A 20,013-nucleotide genomic window follows, 5' to 3' on the forward strand; every position below is an offset into this window, starting at 1 on the left:
GCGTAGGGGAAGGTGGGCCCGGCTCAGTAGATCGTGAAGCTGGCGAAGGCGCGGTCCAGTGCGGCCAGGTCGTCCTCGGTCGCCACGTAGGTCACCATCACCGCCGTGTAGGTCCGGTCGCGGTTCGATGCCAGCAGCGTCACGACGAGCCCGTCGGTGCCCTCGCACTGGCTCCAGATCTGGTAGAGCCCGGAGTACATCGCGTCCGAGAAGTCCTCGGTGAGCTGCTCGGCGCACACCTCCTCGTAGGTGTAGTGGCTCAGGATGTCGCGCTCGCTGCCCTGGTAGGGGCGGAGGTAGAAGACCAGCCCCGGATGGGTCCAACCGGCGCGGAACGCGGCCATGTCGTCGGAGGCGCCGATGAACGGCCAGCCCTCGGGGGAGTTGTCCGGTGAGGTGTCCCGGTCGTGCCACTGGACCGGGACGTCCACTTGGATCGAGCCGGTGTCGTCGGTGATCGTCTCGAAGGTGTATGTCGTGTCCTCGCCTCCGCCGGAATCGCCCCCGTCGGCCACCTCGTCACCGACCTCGTCGGCCAGCGACAGGATCGGCTCCAGGTCGGCGTCACCGTTGATCTCGCCGCGTAGGACCTCGGCGGTGTCCCACCGCAGCACCTCCACGCTCAGGGTGTTGCTGCCGCCGCTGCGGATCACGTCGCAGTACTCGGCGTAGGTTCCTGCCGTGGCCATCGGCAGCCCGTTGAGGGTGAGCACGATGTCACCGGGCAGCAGGCCGGCCCGGGACGCGGGGGTGCCGGCCTTGACGCCCGCCACCCAGATCCCGCTCAGCGCCAGCTGCTCGTCGAAAAATGGCCAGCCGTTGATGCCCAGCGACTCGGTGTCACCCTCCTGCAGTCTCTCGACCATCGGCTCGGCCAGGTCAGCAGCGATCGCCCAGAACTGCTTGGAGGCAGCCTCGTGCAGGGCACCCCCCGCGTAGTTGACCGCGACGACCTCGCCGTCGGAGGTGATCAACGGTCCACCGGAGTTCCCGGGCTGGATCGTGGCGTCGTGCTCGATGGCGTGCGCGATGGACGAGGATCCGGTGATGTCCCCGTTGGCCTTCGCCTTGGAGACGATCCCCTTGGTGAGGGTGTACTCGGGGTCGCCGAGCGGGTAGCCGGCGGCGTAGACGTCCAGCCCCGGGGTGACCTCCTCGTCGGACCACGCCAGGTAAGGCACCTCCTCGGGCACGTCGACCTGGATCAGTGCCAGGTCGCTGCACTCGGAGGCACCGATGACGGTGGCGTGGTAACTGCGGCTGGTGTCGCCGCCGACATAGACCTCGAGGGATCCCGCACCGGTCACCACGTGGTTGTTGGTCACGGCCAACCCGTCCGGGCTGATCAGGAACCCGCTGCCGCTGCCCGCCGAGCTGGTCATCCCGACCTCGGGGTCGCGCAGCGTCCCGGACGCGATGATCTGGATGACCGCGGGCTGTGCCTGGTCGAAGCTGTCGACGGCGCCCCCGGCGACGGTCCCGTCGGTCGTGTTCTCCACCCCGTCCCCCCCGTCCACCGTGTCCGCGGTGACGACCGCGGCGTCCTGGGTGAGGTCCGGGGGCGTGGCGACCGGGGCGCCGGAGCAGGCGCCGAGTGTCAGGCTGAACGGCAGGGCGAGGGCCAGGGCGGTGCGACGGCTGCGGATCACGATGCTCTACTCCTGTGTGTTCCATGTGGCTGAGCCCGACGGAAGGTGAGCCCCGGCGCGCTGGTGCGATTGTGACGCATCGCACTCCACGCACGTTCCCGGCCGCCGCACGTTCCCAGTGTCTCGCGCGACTCAGTCAGGGCACGACGATGATCGGCGCGGGGGACTGTCGCACGATCTTGGCGGCGCTCTGGCCGAGGAAGAGCTTGCTGATCGGGCTGCTCGCCGAGGACCCGACGACGAGCACCTCCTCGGGGATCCAGTCGATCCGCCGGAAGGCGGTGCTCCAGTCGGCGCCGACGGCGACGACGGTCTCCACCGAGCCCGGGTCCGGAGCGGTGAGGGAGCCGACCGCCTCCTCCTGGGCCTGTCCCACCTGTTCCACCCAACGCTCGAGCACCATGTCCTCGGCCCCGCTGATCTCCGGGGGATACATCCGGCGTCCGCGCACCGCGAAGGTCACCACCCGCAGTGGAATCTCCATCTCGGCGCAGAGCCCGGCCGCCTGGCTGAGCACCCGGCGTGAGACGTCGTCACCGCGGAACGCGCACGTCACCCGACTGACCCTGCTGTCCGCCCCCGCGTGGTAACCACGGGTGCCGACGGCCACCGGCACCTCGGCCGTGTGTAGCAACCAGTCGGCGGTCGAGCTGATCACCACGTGGCCGTAGGGGCCGTTGCGGCCCGACCCCAGCACGATCAGGGAGGCGCCCTCGGCGGCCGCCTGCTGCAGGAGAGTGGAGGGCACCGAGCGGCCCGGTGCCCAGGTCGCGCGCGTCGTGAGGTCCGGGCAGTGCTCGGCCAGCAACTGCTCGGCCTCGCCGACCGCGGCCAGTCCCTGCTCCCGGGACCAGTTCGTGAACTCCTTGTCGACCCCGCCGGAGAGCGGGGTGGGCCAGGGGGAGGGGACGACGGTGAGCACGACGAGGTCCTCGCCCCGGGACCGGGCCAGGGTGGCGGCGAGCTCGATCGGGGAGGCGTCGTCCTTGTGCGGCGCGAAGCCCACCAGGAGTGTCATCGCTCAGTCCTCCGACGCGGTGAACTCGGGTGACTCCGCCCCCGGGCCGAGCCTGGAGTGATGCCGACCCCAGAGGAAGTAGAACGCCAGCACCAGCGCCAGCCAGCTGCCGAACACCGCCCAGGTCAGCAGCGAGAGGTTAGACAGCATGTACACGCAGATCAGGACCGTCAGGATGGGCAGGACCGGGTAGCCGGGCACCTTGAACGGGCGCTCCAGGTCGGGGTCGCGGCGGCGCAGCACGATCACCGAGATCGCCACGACGGAGAAGGCGGCCAGGGTCCCGATGGAGACCGTGTCCCACAGGTAGCCCGCCGGGATGAATCCGGCGATCAGGGCGACCACGGTGCCGGCGACCATGGTGTTGAACGTCGGGGTCATGGTCCGGGGGTTCACCTCGGCGAACTTGTCCGGCAGCATCCGGTCCCGGCCCATCGCGAACAGGATCCGGGTCTGGCCGTACAGGGTGACGAGGGTGACCGAGAAGATCGAGATGACCGCGCCCGCGGCCAGGATGGTGCCGGGCACGGACGAGCCGGTGACATTGGCCAGGATCACCGACAGGCCGGCACTCTGTTGCTCGGGGTCCTCGAACCGCTCCACGGGCTGGGCGCCAACACCGGCGAACGCCACGAGCAGGTACACCGAGACCACGATGACCAGGGCACCCATGATGGCCCGGGGGAGCGCGCGTTGCGGGTCCCGGACCTCCTCTCCGGCGGTGGAGACCGCGTCGAGGCCGATGAAGGAGAAGAAGATCGTGGCGGCGGCCGCACCGATGCCGGCGAAGCCCGCGTCCCAGAACCCCTCGAAGTGGTCGGTGCGGAAGGCGGTGAACCCGATCGCGGAGAACATCACCAGGACGCCGACCTTGATGATCACCATGATCGTGTTGACCCGTGCCGACTCGCTGGCGCCCCTGATCAACAGGGCCGTGCACATGAAGACGAGGACGACTGCGGGCAGGTTGATCAGCCCGGTGACGTCGTCGCCGTGCGGCACGAAGGAGTAGGACAGCGAGTCGGGCAGGCTGACCCCGATGGTGTTGTCGAGCAGGTTGTTGAAGTAGCCGCTCCAGCCCACGGCCACGGCGCCACTGGCCACGCCGTACTCCAGGATCACGCAGGCCGCGATCACCATGGCCATGAACTCGCCCAGGGTGTGGTACGTGTACGAGTAGGTCGACCCGCTGACCGGGATGGTGCTCGCCATCTCGGCGTAGCAGATCGCCGACAGGCCCGCGGCCAACCCTGCCACCAGGAACGAGATGACCACGGCTGGCCCGGCGTCCGGGACCGCCTCCTGCAGCACGAAGAAGATGCCGGTGCCGACGGTGGCGCCGACACCGAACATCATCAGCGCGAAGGTCCCGAAGCTGCGCTCCAGGTGGTCGGCACCCTGCGGGCCCTTCTGGGCCCCGATGGGCTTGCGCCGGCTGAACTGTCGGGCGAGCGTTTTCTCGGACATGGCCGTCCTTCCCGGCCCCTCCCGGGACCCGACTGTGTCGAACCACCGCAACATAGACCCGGGGAGACCATTGCGCCAGACCTTCCCGGCATACCGTCCCGGCGCTCCCCGTGCCCGGTGCTGTCGGTGCGGGCCCGTAGCCTGGCGCTGATGAGCACCCACACGGCACTGAGCGACCGCGCCCGACAGACGCTGCGCACCCTCGTAGGCCGGGAGGATGCCGACTTCCGCGACGGACAGCTGGAGGCCGTCCAGGCCCTGGTGGAGCGGCGCGAACGGGTCCTGGTGGTGCAACGCACGGGCTGGGGCAAGTCGGCCGTCTACTTCGTGGCCTCGGCGTTGCGCCGGGCCGAGGGTGCCGGACCGACGGTGATCGTCTCGCCGCTGCTGGCACTCATGCGCGACCAGGTCGCGGCAGCAGCCCGGGCCGGCATCCACGCGGTGTCGATGAACTCGGCCAACGCCGAGGAGTGGGGCAGGGTGCGGGAGGACCTGGCGGCGGACCGGGTCGACGTGCTGCTGGTCAGCCCCGAGCGTCTGAACAACCCTCGCTTCCGGGACGAACAGTTGCCCGAGCTGGCCGCGCGCTGCGGGCTGCTGGTGGTCGACGAGGCGCACTGCATCAGCGACTGGGGACACGACTTCCGCCCCGACTACCGGCGGATCAGGACGCTGCTCGCGGGCCTGCCGGTCGACACCCCGGTGCTGGCCACCACGGCGACCGCGAACGAGCGGGTGGTCCGCGACGTCGTGGAGCAGCTCGCGGTCGGGGCCGACGGGTCGGCCCGGTCGGTGAGCACGATCCGGGGGCCGTTGGCGCGGGACTCCCTGCGGCTGGGCGTGCTGACCCTGGAGACGCCGGAGCGGCGGATCGCCTGGCTCGCGGCGCACCTGGGGTCGTTGCCGGGCAGCGGGATCGTCTACGCGCTGACCGTGTCGGCCGCGGAGGACCTGGCCGCCACCCTGCAACGGGCCGGCCACGAGGTGCGCGCCTACACCGGGCGCACCGACCCCGCGGACCGCCTGGAGCTGGAGCGCGCGCTGCGCGACAACGAGGTCAAGGCCCTGGTGGCCACCAGCGCCCTCGGCATGGGCTTCGACAAGCCGGATCTCGGCTTCGTCGTGCACCTCGGGGCACCGTCCTCCCCGGTGGCCTACTACCAACAGGTCGGCCGGGCCGGGCGCGCCACCGAGCGGGCCGACGTACTGCTGTTGCCCGGGGTGGAGGACCGCAACATCTGGGCCTACTTCGCCTCGGCGTCGATGCCCCGGCAGGACCAGGCCGACGCCGTGCTCACCGCGCTCGCGGGAGCCTCCAAGCCGCTGTCCACGGCGGCCCTGGAGACCCAGGTCGACGTGCGCCGCGCCCGGCTGGAGTTGCTGCTGAAGGTGCTCGACGTGGAGGGCGCCGTGGACCGGGTCACCGGGGGCTGGACGGGGACGGGCCAGCCCTGGGCCTACGACGCCCCGCGCTATGACCGTGTGGCGCAGGCCCGCGAGCGGGAGCAGCAACTCATGCTCGACTACCTGGCCACCACGGACTGCCGCATGGCGTTCCTGCAGGCCACCCTGGACGACGCGACCGCCGCGCCGTGTGGGCGGTGTGACACCTGCGCGGAGCCCTGGTATCCCACGGAGATCCCGAGGGAGGCGGTTGACCTCGCGCTCGGGCAGATCTCGCGGGCGGGTGTCGACCTGGACCCGCGCGCCCAGTGGCCGACCGGCATGGACCGCCTCGGCGTGCCGGTGCGGGGGCGTATCCCGGCGGAGGAGGCGCTCACCACCGGGCGGGTGCTCGCCCGGCTGTCCGACCTCGGCTGGGGGCAGCGGGTCCGGGAGCTGCTGACCGAGGACCAGCCCGTCCCCGACACCGTGGTCACGGGGGTGGTGCAGGTGCTCGCCGAGTGGGACTGGGTCACCCGACCCGTCGCCGTGGTCGGGATGCCCTCGCGGAGCCACCCCCAACTCGTCGCCTCGGTCGCGCAGCGGATCAGCGAGCTCGGCAGGCTCCCCCTGCTGGGCGCCCTCGACCTGATCGAGGGGGGACCGACGGGTGAGGCAGGCGGCAACAGCGCCTTCCGCCTGGCCGGTGTCTGGGACCGCTTCGCCGTGGGCCCGGAGCTGGCGGAGGCGCTCGCCGGCACCCGCGGCCCGGTGCTCCTCGTCGACGACCTGGTCGACTCGCGCTGGACCCTCACCGTTGCCGGCCGCGCACTCCGACTCGCCGGCGCCGACGAGGTGCTCCCCTTCGCCCTGGCCGCCGCCGGCTGACCCGCACCCGCCCTCGCGACGCTGCGCCACGGATTGGTGGTCGACAGGCGGCGCGTCCGGTCGGATACTGGCTGGGTGGACGCCACGCCGGTCTCGCAGTTCCGCAGCACACGGCTGTCGGTGCCGGGTGTCGCGAGCACGGTCGGCTATCGGTCGGCCGGGCTGCCCCGCGGCATCCACCTGGGGCTTCCCTCGCCCTACCTCACCTTCATCTTCTCCCTGGACGGCCCCGTCGAGGCCTCGTTCGGCCCCGACCCCGGAGCGGGTGACCCGGCCGCGGTCAGGATCCTGCTGGGCGGGCTGCACACGAGGCCGGCGTTCGTGGTGCAGCCGGAGCGGCAGTCAGGGATCCAGCTGGCGATCCATCCCTTGGCCTCCCGCGCACTCTTCGGCGTGCCTGCGGGAGAGCTGCAGCCTGTGGGTGGGGGTGAGGACGTGCTGGGCCCGGCGGTGGAACGGCTGCGGCAGCGGCTGATGCAGGAGATGCCGTGGGACCGCGGGTTCGCCGAGGTGAGCGCCTACCTCCGGGACCGGCTGGACACCTCCCGGGCGGCGCCGCCCCGCTCCGAGCTGGACGGCGCCTGGACCTGGATCGCCCGGCACCGGGGGACCGGGTCGATGGAGGGGCTGTCCCGCCACGTCCACCTCAGCGGCCGGCAGCTGAGCACGCTGTTCGACCGGGAGCTCGGGGTCTCACCCAAGCGGTTGAGCCGCCTCATGCGGTTCCACCACGCCAAGCGGCGGGTGGTGGCCGCGGCCCGCGGCTCCGGGGAGTCGGTGGCCGCCATCGCCGCCGGGTGCGGGTATGCCGACCACTCCCACCTGGTCCGGGAGTTCCGGGAGTTCACCACCCTGAGCCCGACCGCGTGGGTGGCGCAGGAGCACCGAAACATCCAAGCCGGGGGGTTCGTGGACGACGGAGACTGAGTCCATGAACAGCACACCAGACAGCACCACGATCGAGAGCCCCGCGCCGGCACCGGCCCATGGTTCACCGCCGCCCACCGTGTGGCCGACCCTCATCTGTCGCGACGCCCCGGCGATGATCTCCTTCCTGGTCGACGTTGTCGGCTTCACCCCCACCGCGGTGTATGCCGATGGGGACGTCGTCGAGCACGCGCAGCTGGACTGGCCGGAGGGCGGGGGCGTGATGCTGGGCTCGCTCCGGGAGGGCACCGAGTGGCAGCAACAGCCCGGCGGTGCGGGGTGCTACGTGGTGACCGAGCACGTCGACGAGGTCCACGCGAGGATGCGTGCCGCCGGCGCCCGGATCGTCTCGGACCTGCAGGAGCAGGACTACGGGAACCGGAGTTTCGTGGCGGCCGACCCCGAGGGCAACCTGTGGTCCTTCGGCCACTACGCCGGCGAGCCGCCGGCGTCCCCCTGAGCGGCCCCGTCGGCCACGGCAGCGGCGCGGACCGGTCCGGACGCCACCCAACTGCTGGAGGCCAGGTCCATCGCCTGCCGCAGGGACGTGGCGGCCGAGTCCGGCGCCGTGTCGTCGGGGAAGGCGAAGTAGAGGCTGTGCGCGTAGCCGGGGACGAGCCGGTTGCGCCAGGGGCGCGCCCCGACGCCCCGGGGTCCGTTGCCGGTCACCATGATGTCCTCGATGCCCGCGCCGTACATCGGGGCCAGCGGACCCCCGAACCAGTCGCCGAAGAAGCGCGCCCGGGTGGGGAAGTAGAGGTTGGTCCACCGGACCACCGCGAACGGGGCGCTCTCGTGCAGGACCCGGCGCCCGGTCCCGCGACGTTCCCAGCTGAACGAGCCGACGGCATCGGCATCGAGGTCCTTGGTGTTGCGCTCCGCCTGGGGCGGGCACGTGGCCTGCTCCCCGCGACGGATCCGCTCGGCGAACCGCATCCGTCCCCGGCCGTCGATGAGCCTGTCGGCGAAGTACATCGGCGAGCCCGCCGTCACCAGGTCGGTGATCCGCCAGGGGTTGCCCTGCTCGCGCAGGCCGAGCCAGGCCTCCCGCTGGGCCTCCCGGTAGCGGCCGCGGGCGGCGTTCTCGACGTCGCTGGGGAGGTAGGGCTTGAAGCGGGGCCCGGGCAGGGCGGAGGCCGCCTCCTCCACCTCCGCGAGCCCGTGAAACTCCAGGGGCGCCTTCGTCCCGGCGTTCCGGGCGTTGCCCTGGGCCCAGAGGTAACTGATCGCGTCGAAGGCGATGTAGCTCCCGAGGCTGTGACCGACGACGATGATCCGGTCGTAGGTCTGGGCCCGGCCCCGCTTGGCGTCGTGCAGTCCCTCCAGCAACTGGACCAGGCCCTTGCGGATCTCCTTGCGCGCGGCATACGAGCGCGGTGAGGTGTCGAGGTAGCGGGAGACGTCGACGAAACTGTTAGTCAGCCACGCCGGCACCACCTTGCCGACGGCGAAGGCCACCACGCCAGCGACCACGCCACCGGAGAGCACCGTGCCCAGGAGCCGGGTGAGCAGGTCACCGTCACCGTCGGTCAGGACCGAGGACCACGGTCCCCAGACGAACGCCCAGACGCCCCCCAGCACCAGGATCCAGGAGGCCAGCCAGGCCCACACCAGCCCGTAGGGCACGTGGGTGATGGGGAGGAAGAGGATGCGGCGCACGGTGGAGAGCAGGTCACCGAGCTTGTTGCCCTGCATCAGGTGAGACCAGTGGTATTCGAAAAACTCCGTCTGGGCGTTCACCTCCACCTCGGTGCCGTCCGGTCCGGCGATGGAGCGGGCGGGGGCCAGGAACCGCCGCGACTCGTAGGAGTCCGTCACCGACTCCGGTCGGGAGTAGTAGGTCCGTGCACCGTCCGGAGCGGGCTCCACGGCATTGTCGATGAAGCCGAGGACGGTGCTCAGCGGGCGCTGCTCACCCATCCCGTGGATGACGACCACGGCCTGGCGGATGTACCTGCTCACCCGTGCCTCCTCGAGCCGGGGCCGACCGGCGGGCCCTTGATCAGGAGAGTAGCGCCGGGGCCGTCGTGATACCGCCGGCGCGGGTGGCAGCCCGGAGCGAAATGCGCGTGCAGCCGGGAGGGTCGACACCTAGGGTCGAGGGATGCGGCACACCGGAGCAGGACCCGGCCGGACCGTGAACTACCCGCCGGGGGAGGCGTTGCGCTGGGCGGGGCGGCGCTTCGGGCCTGTCGTGCGCTCCGGCGCCGGCAGCAGGCGCTACGCCTACTTCCTCGGACCGGACGCCAACCGGTTCGTCTTCGCCCACGACGAGCTCTTCACCATGCACGAGGCGATGGCCGGGCTCATCCCGGTCGACGGCCCCACCTCGCTGGTCGTCTCCGACGGCCCCGACCACCGGCGTCGACGCCGGCTCGTGCAGCCCTCGATGCACCGCCGCCAGGTGGACGGCTACGTCGCGACCATGGTGCGGCACGCCGACGAGGAGCTGGCCGGCTGGGCGGGGCGGCCCGCGGACGCTCCGCAGGTCGACGCCTACCAGTCGCTGCGCGCCGCGATCCGGCGGAGCACGATCGAGACCCTGTTCGGCGCCGACGTGGCGCGTGACGAGCCGGTGATCGCCGCCGACCTGCAGCCGCTGCTCGACCTGGTCGACCGGCTCCCGGACAGCATCGGGGTGCACCGCCGACTGCGCACCCCGACCTGGCGCCGGGCGATGGCCGCCCGGGCCAGGCTGGACGCACGGATCCACCGCGAGATCGAGCGGGCCCGCGCCGCGCCCGCCGAGCACGACCACGTGCTGGCCACGCTCGTCGACGGGCGGGACGGCGACGACTCCGGGTTGTCCGACCTCGAGGTCCGCGACCAGGTGGTGACGCTCATCGCCGCCGGGCACGAGACGACCAGCGCCGCCGCGGCGTGGATGGTGTATGCCGTGGGGACGCTGCCGCAGGTCCGGGCCCGGGCCAGGGCGGAGGTGGTCGACCGGATCGGGGACCGGGAGCCGACGGCCGCCGACCTGGCCGCGATGCCCTACCTGCAGGGCGTGGTCAGCGAGGTGCTGCGCCTCTATCCGCCGGCGGTGGTCTCGGCCCGGCACGTGAGGACGGGTTTCGAGTACGCCGGCTCGCGGATCCGGCCGGGCACGCTGGTCCTGTTCAGCCCCTACGTGACGCACCGGATGCCCGAGGTCTACCCCGAGCCCGAGGAATTCCGCCCCGAGCGGTGGGTCGAGGACGGGGCTCCCCGCCGGGCTGCACCGCACGAGTTCCTGCCGTTCGGGGGAGGGGCGCACCGCTGCATCGGCTCGGTCATGGCCACCACCCAGCTCCAGGTGCTCCTGGCCCGCCTGCTGGTCCACCCGGCATACCGGGTGGTGCCGCAGCGCTTGCGGCCCTCGGGCTTCGCCGCGATGCGGCCGCGGGGCGGGCTGACGGTGGCCGTGACCCCCTGACCCTCACCCGCGCAGGCCGTCCAGGGTGCGCCGCAGCTGCTCGATGGTGTGGTTCGCGAGCCGGATGAAGGCCAGGTGCATCAGCGGGTAGGCCACCCGGGACCAGCCCAGCAGCTCGACGGTCGCGTGGTAGCCGACCGTTGTGCCGGTCGTGTCCCCGCTCTCCGCGGGGGTGACCCGGATGTCGTCGACGGTGCGTGCGCCCGCGTTGCGCCCCTCGAACACGACGCCGTCGGCCCGCAGCTCGACCAGGGTGTACTCCAGGGTGGTCTCCCGGCCGAGGACGCGGGAGACGTTGCGCCACCGCGAGCCGACCCGGACGGGACCGGAGTCGAGCCGGGTGCACGACTGTGTGCCCGGGTCCCACTCCGGCGCGTGGCCGAAGTCCTGCAGGTAGTCCACGACGGCCTGCTGGGTGGCGGTCACGGTGGTGGTGCGTTGGACGCGGATCATGCGTGCTCCTTCGTGGGACTCGTGCTGCCCGCCGTGCGGGAGGGGGCCGCCAGCCGGGCCCACAGCCCGACCGGCACCAGGCGGGCCGCCTTCATCAGGGCGGCCATGCGCAGTGGGAAGACGATCTCGGCGCGGTCCTTCGCCATTCCGTCGGCGATCGCCCGGGCGGCCTGGTCGGGCTGGATGAGGAACGGCATGGGGAAGGTGTTGGCGCTGGTCATCGGGGTCTCCACGAAGCCGGGACACACGGTCTGCACCAGGACTCCGGTGCCGTGCAGCCCGGCACGCAGCGATTCGAGCAGGTTGATCTGGGCCGCCTTGCACGCCCCGTAGGCCTCCGCGCCGGGCAGGCCTCGGTAGCCGGCCACCGAGGCGACGCCAACGATGCTGCCCCGCCCGCGCTCGCGCATCCCGGGCAGCACCTGGGCGATGCAGGTGGCCATGCCCAGCACGTTGGTGTCCACGTGCGCGGCGAAGGAGTCGAGGTCCAGCTCACCGGGTCGCCCCTGCCGCCACAGACCGGAGCAGATCACGACGGCGTCCAGTGGTCCGACGGCGTCCTCGGCGCGGGCGGCCGCGTCGCGCACCGCGTTCCGGTCGGTGACGTCGACGGGCACGACCCCCATCGTGCCGTCGGCAACCCGCGCGAGCTTCGCCTCGTCCCGGGCGGACACCACGACCCGGGCGCCGCGGGCCTGCAGCTCCCGGGCCAGCGCCGCGCCGATGCCGGAGGAGGCCCCCACCACCCAGACGGCCGATCCAGCGATCCTCATGAGGTCGCCCGCAGCCCGAGCTGCCACACGTCCAGGTGCCCGGCCCGGAAGCCCGCCTCGGAGTAGGCCAGGTAGTACTCCCACACCCGCCGGAACTGCGCGTCGAAGCCCAGCGCGTCGACCTCCGCGGCGGCGACGCCGAAGCGGCGGCGCCACTCCCGCAGGGTCCGGGCGTAGTCGTCACCCATCCGGCTGCGGTCCCCGACCTGCAGCCCGGCGCGGGCGGCCGCCTCCTCGATCGCCTGCACGGACGGGATGAGCCCGCCCGGGAAGATGTACTTGTGGATCCAGGTGTAGGCGTGCCGGGAGTCCAGCATGACCGCGTGCGGCATGGTGATCGCCTGCAGCCCGAACCGTCCGCCGGGGGCGAGCGCGGCCCGCACCGCGGCGAAGTAGGTGTCCCAGTACTCGTAGCCGACCGCCTCGATCATCTCGACCGACACGACGGCGTCGTAGCGCTCCTCGACGTCGCGGTAGTCGCGGACCTCGATGGTCACCCGGTCCGCCAATCCGGCGGCGGCGACCCGCTCCCGGGCGAGCCGGGCCTGCTCGGCCGACAGCGTGATGCTGTGCACCCAGGCCCCCCGCCCGGCCGCCTGGATGGCCAGTTGGCCCCAGCCGGTGCCGATCTCCAGCACCCGGCTCCCGGCCCGGACGCCAGCGAGGTCGAGCACGCCGTCGACCTTGTGCCGTTGCGCGGCGGTGAGCAGGTCCTCGCCCGCCCGGGGGTCGGCGCCGTCGAACCGCGCCCCGGAGTAGGACATGGTGTCGTCCAGGAAGGTGGCGAACAGGTCGTTGGACAGGTCGTAGTGCCGCGCGATGTTGGACCGCGCCCCCTCGGGGTCGCCGCCCTCACCCGAGGGGTGGGTCGGCTCCAGCACCCGGCGGAACCGCTTGAGCCACCTCGGCACGATGCTGGTCAGCCGTTCCGCCAACGGGGTGAGCACGTCGGCCAGGTCGCTGTCGGGCGCCGGGGCCCACTCGCCGGCCTGGAAGCCCTCACCGACGCCGATGCTCAGGTCCGCACCGACCCGGTCGAAGAACCGCTCGGTCCGGACCTCCAGCCGGGGCGCGTCCGGGTCGGGGGAGCCCAGCACCTGCCCGTCCGGCAGCACGAGCTGCAGGTCGAGGCCGCGGACGGCGCGGGTCAGCAGGGCGCGGGCCGCGCGCCCGCGCACCGGTGCCCGCCTGGTGCGGTGCACGTCCGCCCACGGGTCGCCCGTGTCACGCCTCGTGGGTCTGGCGGTGTCCTGGGTCATGCGGACCTCCTCGTCGATGGGGTGGGGATGCTCGTATGCGGGGAGCTGGGTCGGGGGAGCACCGGCAGCCGGCGCAGCCAGAGCCAGATGCCGTGCAGCCGGATCCGGGCGCTGGTCTGGTGCATCACCAGTGGGGTGCGCAGCACGGCGCGGGCCACCTCACGGCGGGTCGCCGGCCGGGGTCGACCGGTGAACGAGGCCGCCAACACCGGGGCGCCGTCCTGGTGCAGCACGACGGAGACGGCCACCCGGTCGGGGGAGAGGCGCAGGCGCACGGCATACCGTCCGTCGACGGACAGGAACGGCGAGACGTAGAACTCCTTGGGCACGCTGTCGCGGCCCCTCCCGTCGGGCTCGAGCAGCTGGGCGTGCCGCTGGCCGTAGGTGTTGTGCACCTCGAGCACCGCCCAGCGCACGGTGCCGCCGGGGGTCAGGCACCAATGCACAGACAGTGGGTTGAACTCGTGGCCTAGGGTGCGTGCCCCGGCGAGCATCAGGATCCGGTCGTCCGGGCCGGGGGTCGTGGCACGGCCGGTGGCGGCCACGAAGTCGAGCACCTTGTCCCTGATCGGCCGGTGGTCCTCGGGGTCGAAGTGCCCCTCGGTGGGAAACGCGGCGACTGCACGCGGCGCGGGGACCTCGGCCAGGTCGACCAGCCACAGGTAACCGGTCATCCCCACGTCGTGGCGGATGGGGGAGAGCCGGCGGTGACTGACCTCACCGCGCACGACGGCCGGCAGGCCCGGGGGCGCGGCCCTCACCAGGTCGCCCCGAGCCGGTACGCGGCCTGCACGCCGGAGCGGGCGCCGTCCTCGTGGAAACCCCACCCGAGGTGTGCCCCGGCGAAGGCCAGGCGGGGGCCGCCCGCCCCGCGCAGCGTGCCGCCGGCGGCCACCGCGGCGTGGGTGAACACCGGGTGGCGGTAGGTCATGGCCGCGACCACCGACTCCGGCGGCACGGCGTCCCCCGCGTTGAGCGTGACCACGAAGTCGTCGGGGGATTCGAGGCCCTGCAGCCGGTTCATCCAGTAGCTGACCAGGACCGGGCGGTCCCCGCCGGCGCAGTCCGCGAGCCGGTAGTTCCAGGAGGCCCGGGCCTGGCGGCGCTCGGGCAGGACGGTGCGGTGCCGGTGCAGCAGCGTGCGGTTGGTGGAGTAGCCGATGGCTGACAGGGCCGACTTCTCCTCCGCGCTGGCGTCGGCCAGCAGCGCCAGGGCGTCGTCGGCGTGGGTGGCGACCACCACGCGGTCGTACGTGGCGGCGGTCCCGTCGCCCGTGCGGACGTCCACGCCGTCGTCGTGCCGCTCGACCGCCACGACGGGGGTGCTGCGCCGGGCCGCGGGCAGCCGCGCGACGAGGGCGTCGACGTAGCTCGCCGACCCGCCGACCACGGTCCGCCAGGTGGGGGAGCCGGTGACCGAGAGCATCCCGTGGTGGTCCAGGAAGGCGAACAGGTGCCGGGCCGGGTACTCCCGGGCGTCCTGCCCGTCCGCGGACCACACGCAGGAGACCAGCGGGACAGCGAAGTGCTGCACGAAGAAGCGGCTGAACCCGCCGGTGGCGAGGAACTCCCCCCAGGTGGGGCCGTTCTCCCCGGCCGCCGACGGTCCCGGTGACCCGTCCCGCTGCAGCAGCCGGCGGGCCATCCGGTGGAAGCGGGGCACCTCGGTGAGCAGCCGCACGAATCGCGGGTCCGCGGCCCGCCACGGCTGGGCCAGGACACCGCGCGGCCCCCGCCCCCCGGCATACGACAGGCCGCAGCCGCGGCAGGTGACCGACATGCTCATCTCGGTCTCGCGGGTCTGCACCCCGAGTTCGCCGAACAGCCGGAGCAGGTGGGGGTAGGTGCGCTCGTTGTGCACGATGAAGCCGCTGTCGACCCGGTGCGGGGCACCGGCCGAGTCGGTCACCGCGTGGGTGTGGGCGTGGCCGCCGAACCGGTCGTCGCCCTCCAGGAGGGTCACCGCGTGGCTCTGCGACAGCACGTGCGCCGCGGTCAACCCGGACACGCCGCTGCCGATCACGGCCACGGTCGGTCGTGCTGATGCCATGGGTGCTCCCTCCATCCTGTCCAGGGTTTGTGCCGGTACTTGCGTGCTGCCCCTCAACGTAGCGGGTTTGTCCAATCTTTGTCTAATGTATGTCGAGGGGTGGCTACGATGGCCGAACCATGTACACGATCAAGCGCGCCGCCGAGCAGACCGGGGTCCCGGTCGCGACGCTGCGCGCGTGGGAACGGCGCTACGGCGTCGTCTCCCCGGCCCGGACCGAGAGCGGCTACCGGGTGTATGACGAGGGCGCCCTGCGCCGCCTCGTCCGGATGCGTGATCTGGTGGCCCGGGGGTGGGCTCCCAAGCAGGCGGCCGAGCAGGTCGCGAGCGACTCCGTCACCGCGGCGACCGTGGTACCGGACGCATCCGGGGTGCCCGCCGATGCGACGGCCCGGTTTGTCGACGGGGCCGCCCGGCTCGACGGTGCGGCGATCGCGGCGGTGCTCGACGAGGTCATGGCCCGGTCCAGCTTCGAGGGCTTCGCCGACGGCTGGCTGATGCCCGCCCTGACCGAGCTGGGGGAGGCCTGGAGCAGCGGCGCCGTGTCGGTGAGCGGGGAGCACCTCGCGGCCCACGCCGTCCTGAGGAGGCTCGCCGCCGCCTACGAGGCGGCCGGGCGTGGCTCCACCGGGCACCCGGTCCTGATCGGGCTGCCCTCCGGGGCGCACCACGAGCTGGGTGCTCTCGCCTTCGCGACGGCCGCCCGGCGAGCGGGCCTCGACGTGCTCTACACCGGGCCGGACCTGCCCGCCGACGGCTGGGTCGACGGGGTGGGTCGCCACGGTGCCGCGGCCGCGGTCGTGGCGGTGCCCATGGAGGTGGACGTGCCGGCCGCCCAGGCGACGGTCGACGCGCTCCGCGCCGCCGACCCCGACCTGCTGGTCGCGGTCGGCGGCGCGCACCACGGCACGCTGCGCGGTGCCCTCGGGCTGGGCCACACGATCACCGGCGGCGCGGCGCGGCTGGTGGCCGAGCTCGCCGACCGGGACCGTGCGTCCGGGGACCGGGCAGATCACGAGACCGGTCTCACATCTCCGGCATGAGGACGGCGTCGATCAGGTAGACCGTGGCGTTCTCGGTCTCGACACCGCCGCAGATCACGGCGGCATCGTTGACCATCAGCGAGTTGCCCTCGCCGGTGACCTCGACGGTGTCGCCCTGGACCGTGGTCTGGTCGCCGACGACCTCCTCGGGCGTGAGCTGGCCGGGCACCACGTGGTAGGTGAGCACGGTCGTCAGCAGGTCGGCGTCCGTGGAGAGCGTGTCGAGGGTCTCCTGGTCCACCGCCGCGAACGCGTCGTCGACCGGGGCGAACACGGTGAACTCGTCCCCGTTGAGGGTGTCGACGAGGTCGACGTCGGGGTTCAGCTCGCCAGAGACCGCGGCCACCAGGGTGGTCAGCAACGGGTTGTTGCTGGCCGCGACCGCGACCGGGTCCTGGGCCATGCCCTCGACTGACCCGGCGCCGTCCGGCACCGCCTCGGCGTAGGCGGCGCAGCCGGGTCCGACGAGGTTGCCGCCGGCCGCCATGTCCTCGGTGGTCTCGTCGGCCATGTCGTCCTCGGTGGACGTGTCGTCCTCGGTCGCCATGTCCTCCTCGGTGGCCATGTCGTCCTCGGCCTCGTCGGCGCCCTCGTCGGCGCCGTTGTCCTCGGCCTGCTCGTTGCCGGGCATGTCCTCCATGCCGGCGTCGCCGTCGTCCCCGTCCCCGCCGCAGGCGGAGAGGGTCAGGGCGGAAGCCGCGACGAGGGCCAGCAGGGACTTCTTGGTATGCAGGGTGCGCATGGTGGTTCCTTCCGTGGTGGGTGTCGGCATCAGGTGACGGTGACCGTCACCGAGTGCCATCCGGTCGACCCGTCGGGCGCCACTGGGGCCCGCTGGGACGTCTGTGTGTCGCCGGTCCGGTCCGTCGCCCGGACCTCCAGGCGGTGGGTGCCGGGCTCGGCGTCCCACTCCAGGCGCCAGGGGCGCCAGGTGTGGGTGGAGTCCTCCTCGGCCAGCTCGGCCTCCTGCCAGTCGCCGTCACCGACGCGGACCTCGACCCGCTCGACCCCCCGGGGCTGCGCCCAGGCGACGCCCGCCGCGACGTTGCGCCCGGCGTCCAGCTGGGCGAATGAGGCGGGCACGTCGATCCGCGAGGACAGCTTGATCGGCGCCTGCTCGGCATACCCCCGGTCGGTCCAGTACGCGCTGAAGTCGGCGAACCGGGTGACCTCGAGGTCCACCAGCCACTTGGTGGCGGAGACGTAGCCGTACAGGCCGGGCGTGACCATCCGGACCGGGAAGCCGTGCTCCAGGGGGAGCGGCTCACCGTTCATCCCGACGGCGATCAGCGCCTCGCGGTCGTCGGTGAGCGCCGAGAGGGGGGTGCCGGCGGTGAAGTCGTCGGCGCTGGTGGACTTCACGGCATCGGCCCCGGCCTGCACGCCCGCCTCTTCGAGCAGGTCACGGACCGGTATGCCGAGCCAGGTCGCGTTGTCCACGAGGTCGCCCCCGACCGGGTTGGACACGCAGGTCAGCGTGATCCGGCGCTCGACGAGGCGGCGCTCGAGCAGGTCGGTGAAGCTGAGCTCGAGCGGGGTGTCGACCATGCCGTGGATCCGCAGCAGGTAGCCCTCGAGCGGCACGTCGGGCACGGTGAGGGCGGTGTCCACGCGGTAGAAGTCGGCGTTGCTGCTCAGATAGGGCGTCAGCCCCGGGACGTCGAAGGTCACCCCACCGGGCACCGGTGGTGCCGTGTCGGCGGGGGAGGGCAGGGTGAGGGCGTCCCGGGCCCCCGAGGCCGCGGGGCCGGCGCCGAGTCGGGCCACTGCGCCCCCGACTGCGCCGACCGCCGCGACCGTCCCTGCGGCCCGGAGGAAGCCGCGCCGGTCGAAGCCGGGCAGCACCTCCTGGCCCGTCATGTCGTCGGTGAGCAGCACCCGGGTCCGGCCCGGTGCCTGTCCCGACGAGGCCTGCGTGGCGGGGGACCCGGTCACCCCGGTCGTGGGCCGCAGCGTCCGCAGCATCCACCACAGACCCCCGACCCCGACGAGGCCCATCGCGGCGACGGGCAGCAGCCGTGGCGCTGTCCCGGCCCCCGCTGCCCGGTCGGTCAGGACCGCGGCGCTCGCGACCGCGACCAGCACGGTCAGCGCGCCCAGCCCGACGCCCGGGCGGCGGGCGCCGACCGCACCGCAGACGAGGGCGAGCAGGCCCACCGTGACCAGGACCCCACCGATCAGGACGGCCTTGTCGGCCGTGCCGAACGTCTCGATGGCCCACTCCTTGAGCGGGCGGGGCGTCCAGTCGACGGCGCGGTTGCCGACCGCGACGACGGGGGCGGTGATCCCCGTGAGGAGGGCGCTGACGCCCTCTCCGGCGAGCACCCCGGCGGACGCTGCGACCAGGCCGGCCGCGGCCCCTCGCCGGCGGGTGCCGCGCGGTCCGGCGGCCGGGTGCTGGCCGGCCTGCGCCTCCGAGGTCCTCATACCCGGTCTTCGGCGCCGCGCGCCGTGCGGATGGGTCGGGGTGGGACGGGTGCCCTGCGCTAGGGAGGCGTGGGCGCCTGCCGGCCCGCTCTCCCGCGGTGAACCCTGGGCGAGTTGTGGCGACTGTTGCAGCGAGCGACGCAGGTGGAGCGCGGCCGTGCAGGCGTAAGGTCAGCCTAACCTAAGTCGATCGCGCGCGGCCAGGACGTGGTGGCGTGATCCGTGCCACGCCAGCTCAACCGGGCGTGGGCGCCAGGCCCCAGGCGTCGGCCAGCAGGCGGAAGGACCGCCGACGCAACTCGGGGTCGTAGGTGTAGGTGGTGACGATCAGCTCGTCCAGGTCGTGCTCGGCCACGATCGACTCGAGCCGGGCGACGACCTCCTCCGGCGTGCCGACCGCGCGGAAGGAGTGCAGCCCGGCGGTGAGCTCCAGGACTCCCTCCGGCAGGACCGAGCCCAGGTCCTCCACCGGTGGGTCGAGCGGCGCGGGCTGTCCCGTGCGGATGCGGGCGGCCATCAGCCGCGCGGTGCTGAAGAGGAACTCCGCCTCCTCGGTCGTGGGGGCCACCAGGACGTTGACGCCGGCCATCACGGTGGGCCGGTCCACCTGGGCGGTCTCCGCGTCGGCCTGGAACCGCTCCCGGTAGAGCGCGATCGCCTCGGTCATCTGCTGCGGCGCGAAGTGGCTGGCGAAGGAGAAGGGCAGCCCCAGCAGCGCGGCGACCTGGGCGCCACCGGTGGAGGACCCGAGCATCCACAACGGCACCTTGGTGCCCTCGCCGGGCAGTGCGCGCACCTTGCGCTCGCCGTCCGGGTCACCGAGGTAGTCCACCAGGTCGAGCACGTCCCGGGCGAAGGTGTCGAGCTGCCCGGACCCGCGCTGGAGAGCGGCGGCCGTCATCGGGTCGGTGCCCGGCGCCCGCCCCAGCCCGAGGTCGAACCGGTCGCCGTAGAGCGTGGCGAGGGTGCCGTAGTACTCGGCCACCATGAGCGGGGAGTGGTTGGGCAGCATGACCCCGCCCGAGCCGAGCCGGATCCGCCCGGTGTGCTGGGCGAGGTGCCCCAGGAGCAGTGCCGTCGCCGACGCCATGAACGCCTCGCTGCCGTGGTGCTCGGCCACCCACAACCGGTGGTAGCCCAGCCGGTCCACCTCCTGGGCCAGCTTCGTCGACTCGGCCAGGGCGTCGGCGGGGGACATGCCGCGTGACCGCGGCGCCAGCTCGAGGACGGACAGGGGTATGCGGTGGGGAGCGTTCGGCAT

Annotated in this window: 17 protein-coding genes; 5 read left to right on the forward strand and 12 right to left on the reverse strand. The window is 72.9% G+C overall.

All coding sequences use genetic code 11. The annotated features are described in order from the left end of the window. Window positions 1-23: 23 nt before the first annotated feature. From AC1QRC_RS08380 to AC1QRC_RS08390, 3 genes are all read right to left on the reverse strand, one after another. Entirely contained in the window at window positions 24-1,649 is a 1,626-nt protein-coding gene (locus AC1QRC_RS08380) for a S1C family serine protease (protein ID WP_484206316.1), read from the reverse strand. Between the two features lie 136 nt (window positions 1,650-1,785). Then, complete coding sequence (locus AC1QRC_RS08385; protein ID WP_484206317.1) at window positions 1,786-2,667, reverse strand: universal stress protein; 882 nt, start codon at window positions 2,665-2,667, stop codon at window positions 1,786-1,788. Window positions 2,668-2,670: 3 nt separating this feature from the next. Next, on the reverse strand, window positions 2,671-4,134 hold the full coding sequence (locus AC1QRC_RS08390; RefSeq protein ID WP_484206318.1) for an APC family permease: 1,464 nt from the start codon (window positions 4,132-4,134) through the stop codon (window positions 2,671-2,673). A 150-nt stretch (window positions 4,135-4,284) separates the two neighbouring features. Between AC1QRC_RS08390 and AC1QRC_RS08395 the strand changes: the two genes are divergently transcribed. From AC1QRC_RS08395 to AC1QRC_RS08405, 3 genes are all read left to right on the forward strand, one after another. Further along, complete coding sequence (locus tag AC1QRC_RS08395) at window positions 4,285-6,405, forward strand: RecQ family ATP-dependent DNA helicase (RefSeq protein ID WP_484206319.1); 2,121 nt, start codon at window positions 4,285-4,287, stop codon at window positions 6,403-6,405. 75 nt (window positions 6,406-6,480) lie between these two features. Beyond that, a complete protein-coding gene (locus tag AC1QRC_RS08400; protein ID WP_484206320.1) occupies window positions 6,481-7,332 on the forward strand; it encodes an AraC family transcriptional regulator in 852 nt (283 codons plus the stop codon). A 4-nt stretch (window positions 7,333-7,336) separates the two neighbouring features. Continuing rightward, window positions 7,337-7,792: a VOC family protein gene (locus AC1QRC_RS08405; RefSeq protein ID WP_484206321.1), complete on the forward strand. Its 456-nt coding sequence runs from the start codon at window positions 7,337-7,339 to the stop codon at window positions 7,790-7,792. Here the strand turns inward: AC1QRC_RS08405 and AC1QRC_RS08410 are convergent. Next, window positions 7,762-9,294: a hypothetical protein gene (locus AC1QRC_RS08410; protein ID WP_484206322.1), complete on the reverse strand. Its 1,533-nt coding sequence runs from the start codon at window positions 9,292-9,294 to the stop codon at window positions 7,762-7,764. The two genes, AC1QRC_RS08405 and AC1QRC_RS08410, sit on opposite strands and share 31 nt — an antisense overlap. 142 nt (window positions 9,295-9,436) lie before the next feature. Between AC1QRC_RS08410 and AC1QRC_RS08415 the strand changes: the two genes are divergently transcribed. After that, window positions 9,437-10,747 carry a cytochrome P450 gene (locus AC1QRC_RS08415; protein ID WP_484206323.1) on the forward strand — a complete coding sequence of 437 codons (1,311 nt, stop codon included), beginning with the start codon at window positions 9,437-9,439 and terminating at the stop codon, window positions 10,745-10,747. Window positions 10,748-10,750: 3 nt separating this feature from the next. Here AC1QRC_RS08415 and AC1QRC_RS08420 read toward each other — a convergent pair whose 3' ends face one another. Genes AC1QRC_RS08420 through AC1QRC_RS08440 form a run of 5 tightly spaced genes read right to left on the reverse strand, consistent with a single transcriptional unit; the run spans window position 10,751 to window position 15,282 of the window. After that, a complete protein-coding gene (locus AC1QRC_RS08420) occupies window positions 10,751-11,200 on the reverse strand; it encodes an SRPBCC family protein (protein WP_484206324.1) in 450 nt (149 codons plus the stop codon). Beyond that, a complete protein-coding gene (locus tag AC1QRC_RS08425; RefSeq protein ID WP_484206325.1) occupies window positions 11,197-11,973 on the reverse strand; it encodes an SDR family NAD(P)-dependent oxidoreductase in 777 nt (258 codons plus the stop codon). Before AC1QRC_RS08425 ends, AC1QRC_RS08420 begins: the two co-directional genes overlap by 4 nt. Beyond that, window positions 11,970-13,232: a class I SAM-dependent methyltransferase gene (locus tag AC1QRC_RS08430; RefSeq protein ID WP_484206326.1), complete on the reverse strand. Its 1,263-nt coding sequence runs from the start codon at window positions 13,230-13,232 to the stop codon at window positions 11,970-11,972. The genes AC1QRC_RS08425 and AC1QRC_RS08430 overlap by 4 nt, the downstream gene beginning before the upstream one ends. Then, complete coding sequence (locus AC1QRC_RS08435; RefSeq protein ID WP_484206327.1) at window positions 13,229-13,993, reverse strand: DUF1365 domain-containing protein; 765 nt, start codon at window positions 13,991-13,993, stop codon at window positions 13,229-13,231. The genes AC1QRC_RS08430 and AC1QRC_RS08435 overlap by 4 nt, the downstream gene beginning before the upstream one ends. Next, window positions 13,990-15,282 carry an NAD(P)/FAD-dependent oxidoreductase gene (locus AC1QRC_RS08440; protein WP_484206328.1) on the reverse strand — a complete coding sequence of 431 codons (1,293 nt, stop codon included), beginning with the start codon at window positions 15,280-15,282 and terminating at the stop codon, window positions 13,990-13,992. Before AC1QRC_RS08440 ends, AC1QRC_RS08435 begins: the two co-directional genes overlap by 4 nt. A gap of 119 nt (window positions 15,283-15,401) precedes the next feature. Here AC1QRC_RS08440 and AC1QRC_RS08445 point away from each other — a divergent pair, with 119 nt between their 5' ends. Beyond that, the gene (locus tag AC1QRC_RS08445) at window positions 15,402-16,325 is read left to right on the forward strand and encodes a MerR family transcriptional regulator (protein WP_484206329.1); all 924 of its coding nucleotides are present in this window, start codon (window positions 15,402-15,404) and stop codon (window positions 16,323-16,325) included. On the opposite strand, the gene AC1QRC_RS08450 is transcribed toward AC1QRC_RS08445, so the two are convergent. From AC1QRC_RS08450 to AC1QRC_RS08460, 3 genes are all read right to left on the reverse strand, one after another. Continuing rightward, a complete protein-coding gene (locus AC1QRC_RS08450; protein WP_484206330.1) occupies window positions 16,309-17,067 on the reverse strand; it encodes a fasciclin domain-containing protein in 759 nt (252 codons plus the stop codon). The two genes, AC1QRC_RS08445 and AC1QRC_RS08450, sit on opposite strands and share 17 nt — an antisense overlap. A 29-nt stretch (window positions 17,068-17,096) precedes the next feature. Further along, entirely contained in the window at window positions 17,097-18,752 is a 1,656-nt protein-coding gene (locus AC1QRC_RS08455) for a molybdopterin-dependent oxidoreductase (RefSeq protein ID WP_484206331.1), read from the reverse strand. Window positions 18,753-18,987: 235 nt separating this feature from the next. Continuing rightward, window positions 18,988-20,013: an LLM class flavin-dependent oxidoreductase gene (locus AC1QRC_RS08460; protein ID WP_484206332.1), complete on the reverse strand. Its 1,026-nt coding sequence runs from the start codon at window positions 20,011-20,013 to the stop codon at window positions 18,988-18,990.

This window comes from Ornithinicoccus sp. (assembly GCF_057176825.1).

Coding starts and splice junctions, on each gene's coding strand:
- AC1QRC_RS08385 (WP_484206317.1), bottom strand. CDS start 2,667: ATGACACTCCTGGTGGGCTTCGCGCCGCACAAGGACGACGCCTCCCCG.
- AC1QRC_RS08390 (WP_484206318.1), bottom strand. CDS start 4,134: ATGTCCGAGAAAACGCTCGCCCGACAGTTCAGCCGGCGCAAGCCCATC.
- AC1QRC_RS08395 (WP_484206319.1), top strand. CDS start 4,285: ATGAGCACCCACACGGCACTGAGCGACCGCGCCCGACAGACGCTGCGC.
- AC1QRC_RS08405 (WP_484206321.1), top strand. CDS start 7,337: ATGAACAGCACACCAGACAGCACCACGATCGAGAGCCCCGCGCCGGCA.
- AC1QRC_RS08415 (WP_484206323.1), top strand. CDS start 9,437: ATGCGGCACACCGGAGCAGGACCCGGCCGGACCGTGAACTACCCGCCG.
- AC1QRC_RS08420 (WP_484206324.1), bottom strand. CDS start 11,200: ATGATCCGCGTCCAACGCACCACCACCGTGACCGCCACCCAGCAGGCC.
- AC1QRC_RS08425 (WP_484206325.1), bottom strand. CDS start 11,973: ATGAGGATCGCTGGATCGGCCGTCTGGGTGGTGGGGGCCTCCTCCGGC.
- AC1QRC_RS08430 (WP_484206326.1), bottom strand. CDS start 13,232: ATGACCCAGGACACCGCCAGACCCACGAGGCGTGACACGGGCGACCCG.
- AC1QRC_RS08440 (WP_484206328.1), bottom strand. CDS start 15,282: ATGGCATCAGCACGACCGACCGTGGCCGTGATCGGCAGCGGCGTGTCC.
- AC1QRC_RS08445 (WP_484206329.1), top strand. CDS start 15,402: ATGTACACGATCAAGCGCGCCGCCGAGCAGACCGGGGTCCCGGTCGCG.
- AC1QRC_RS08450 (WP_484206330.1), bottom strand. CDS start 17,067: ATGCGCACCCTGCATACCAAGAAGTCCCTGCTGGCCCTCGTCGCGGCT.
- AC1QRC_RS08455 (WP_484206331.1), bottom strand. CDS start 18,752: ATGAGGACCTCGGAGGCGCAGGCCGGCCAGCACCCGGCCGCCGGACCG.
- AC1QRC_RS08460 (WP_484206332.1), bottom strand. CDS start 20,013: ATGCCGAACGCTCCCCACCGCATACCCCTGTCCGTCCTCGAGCTGGCG.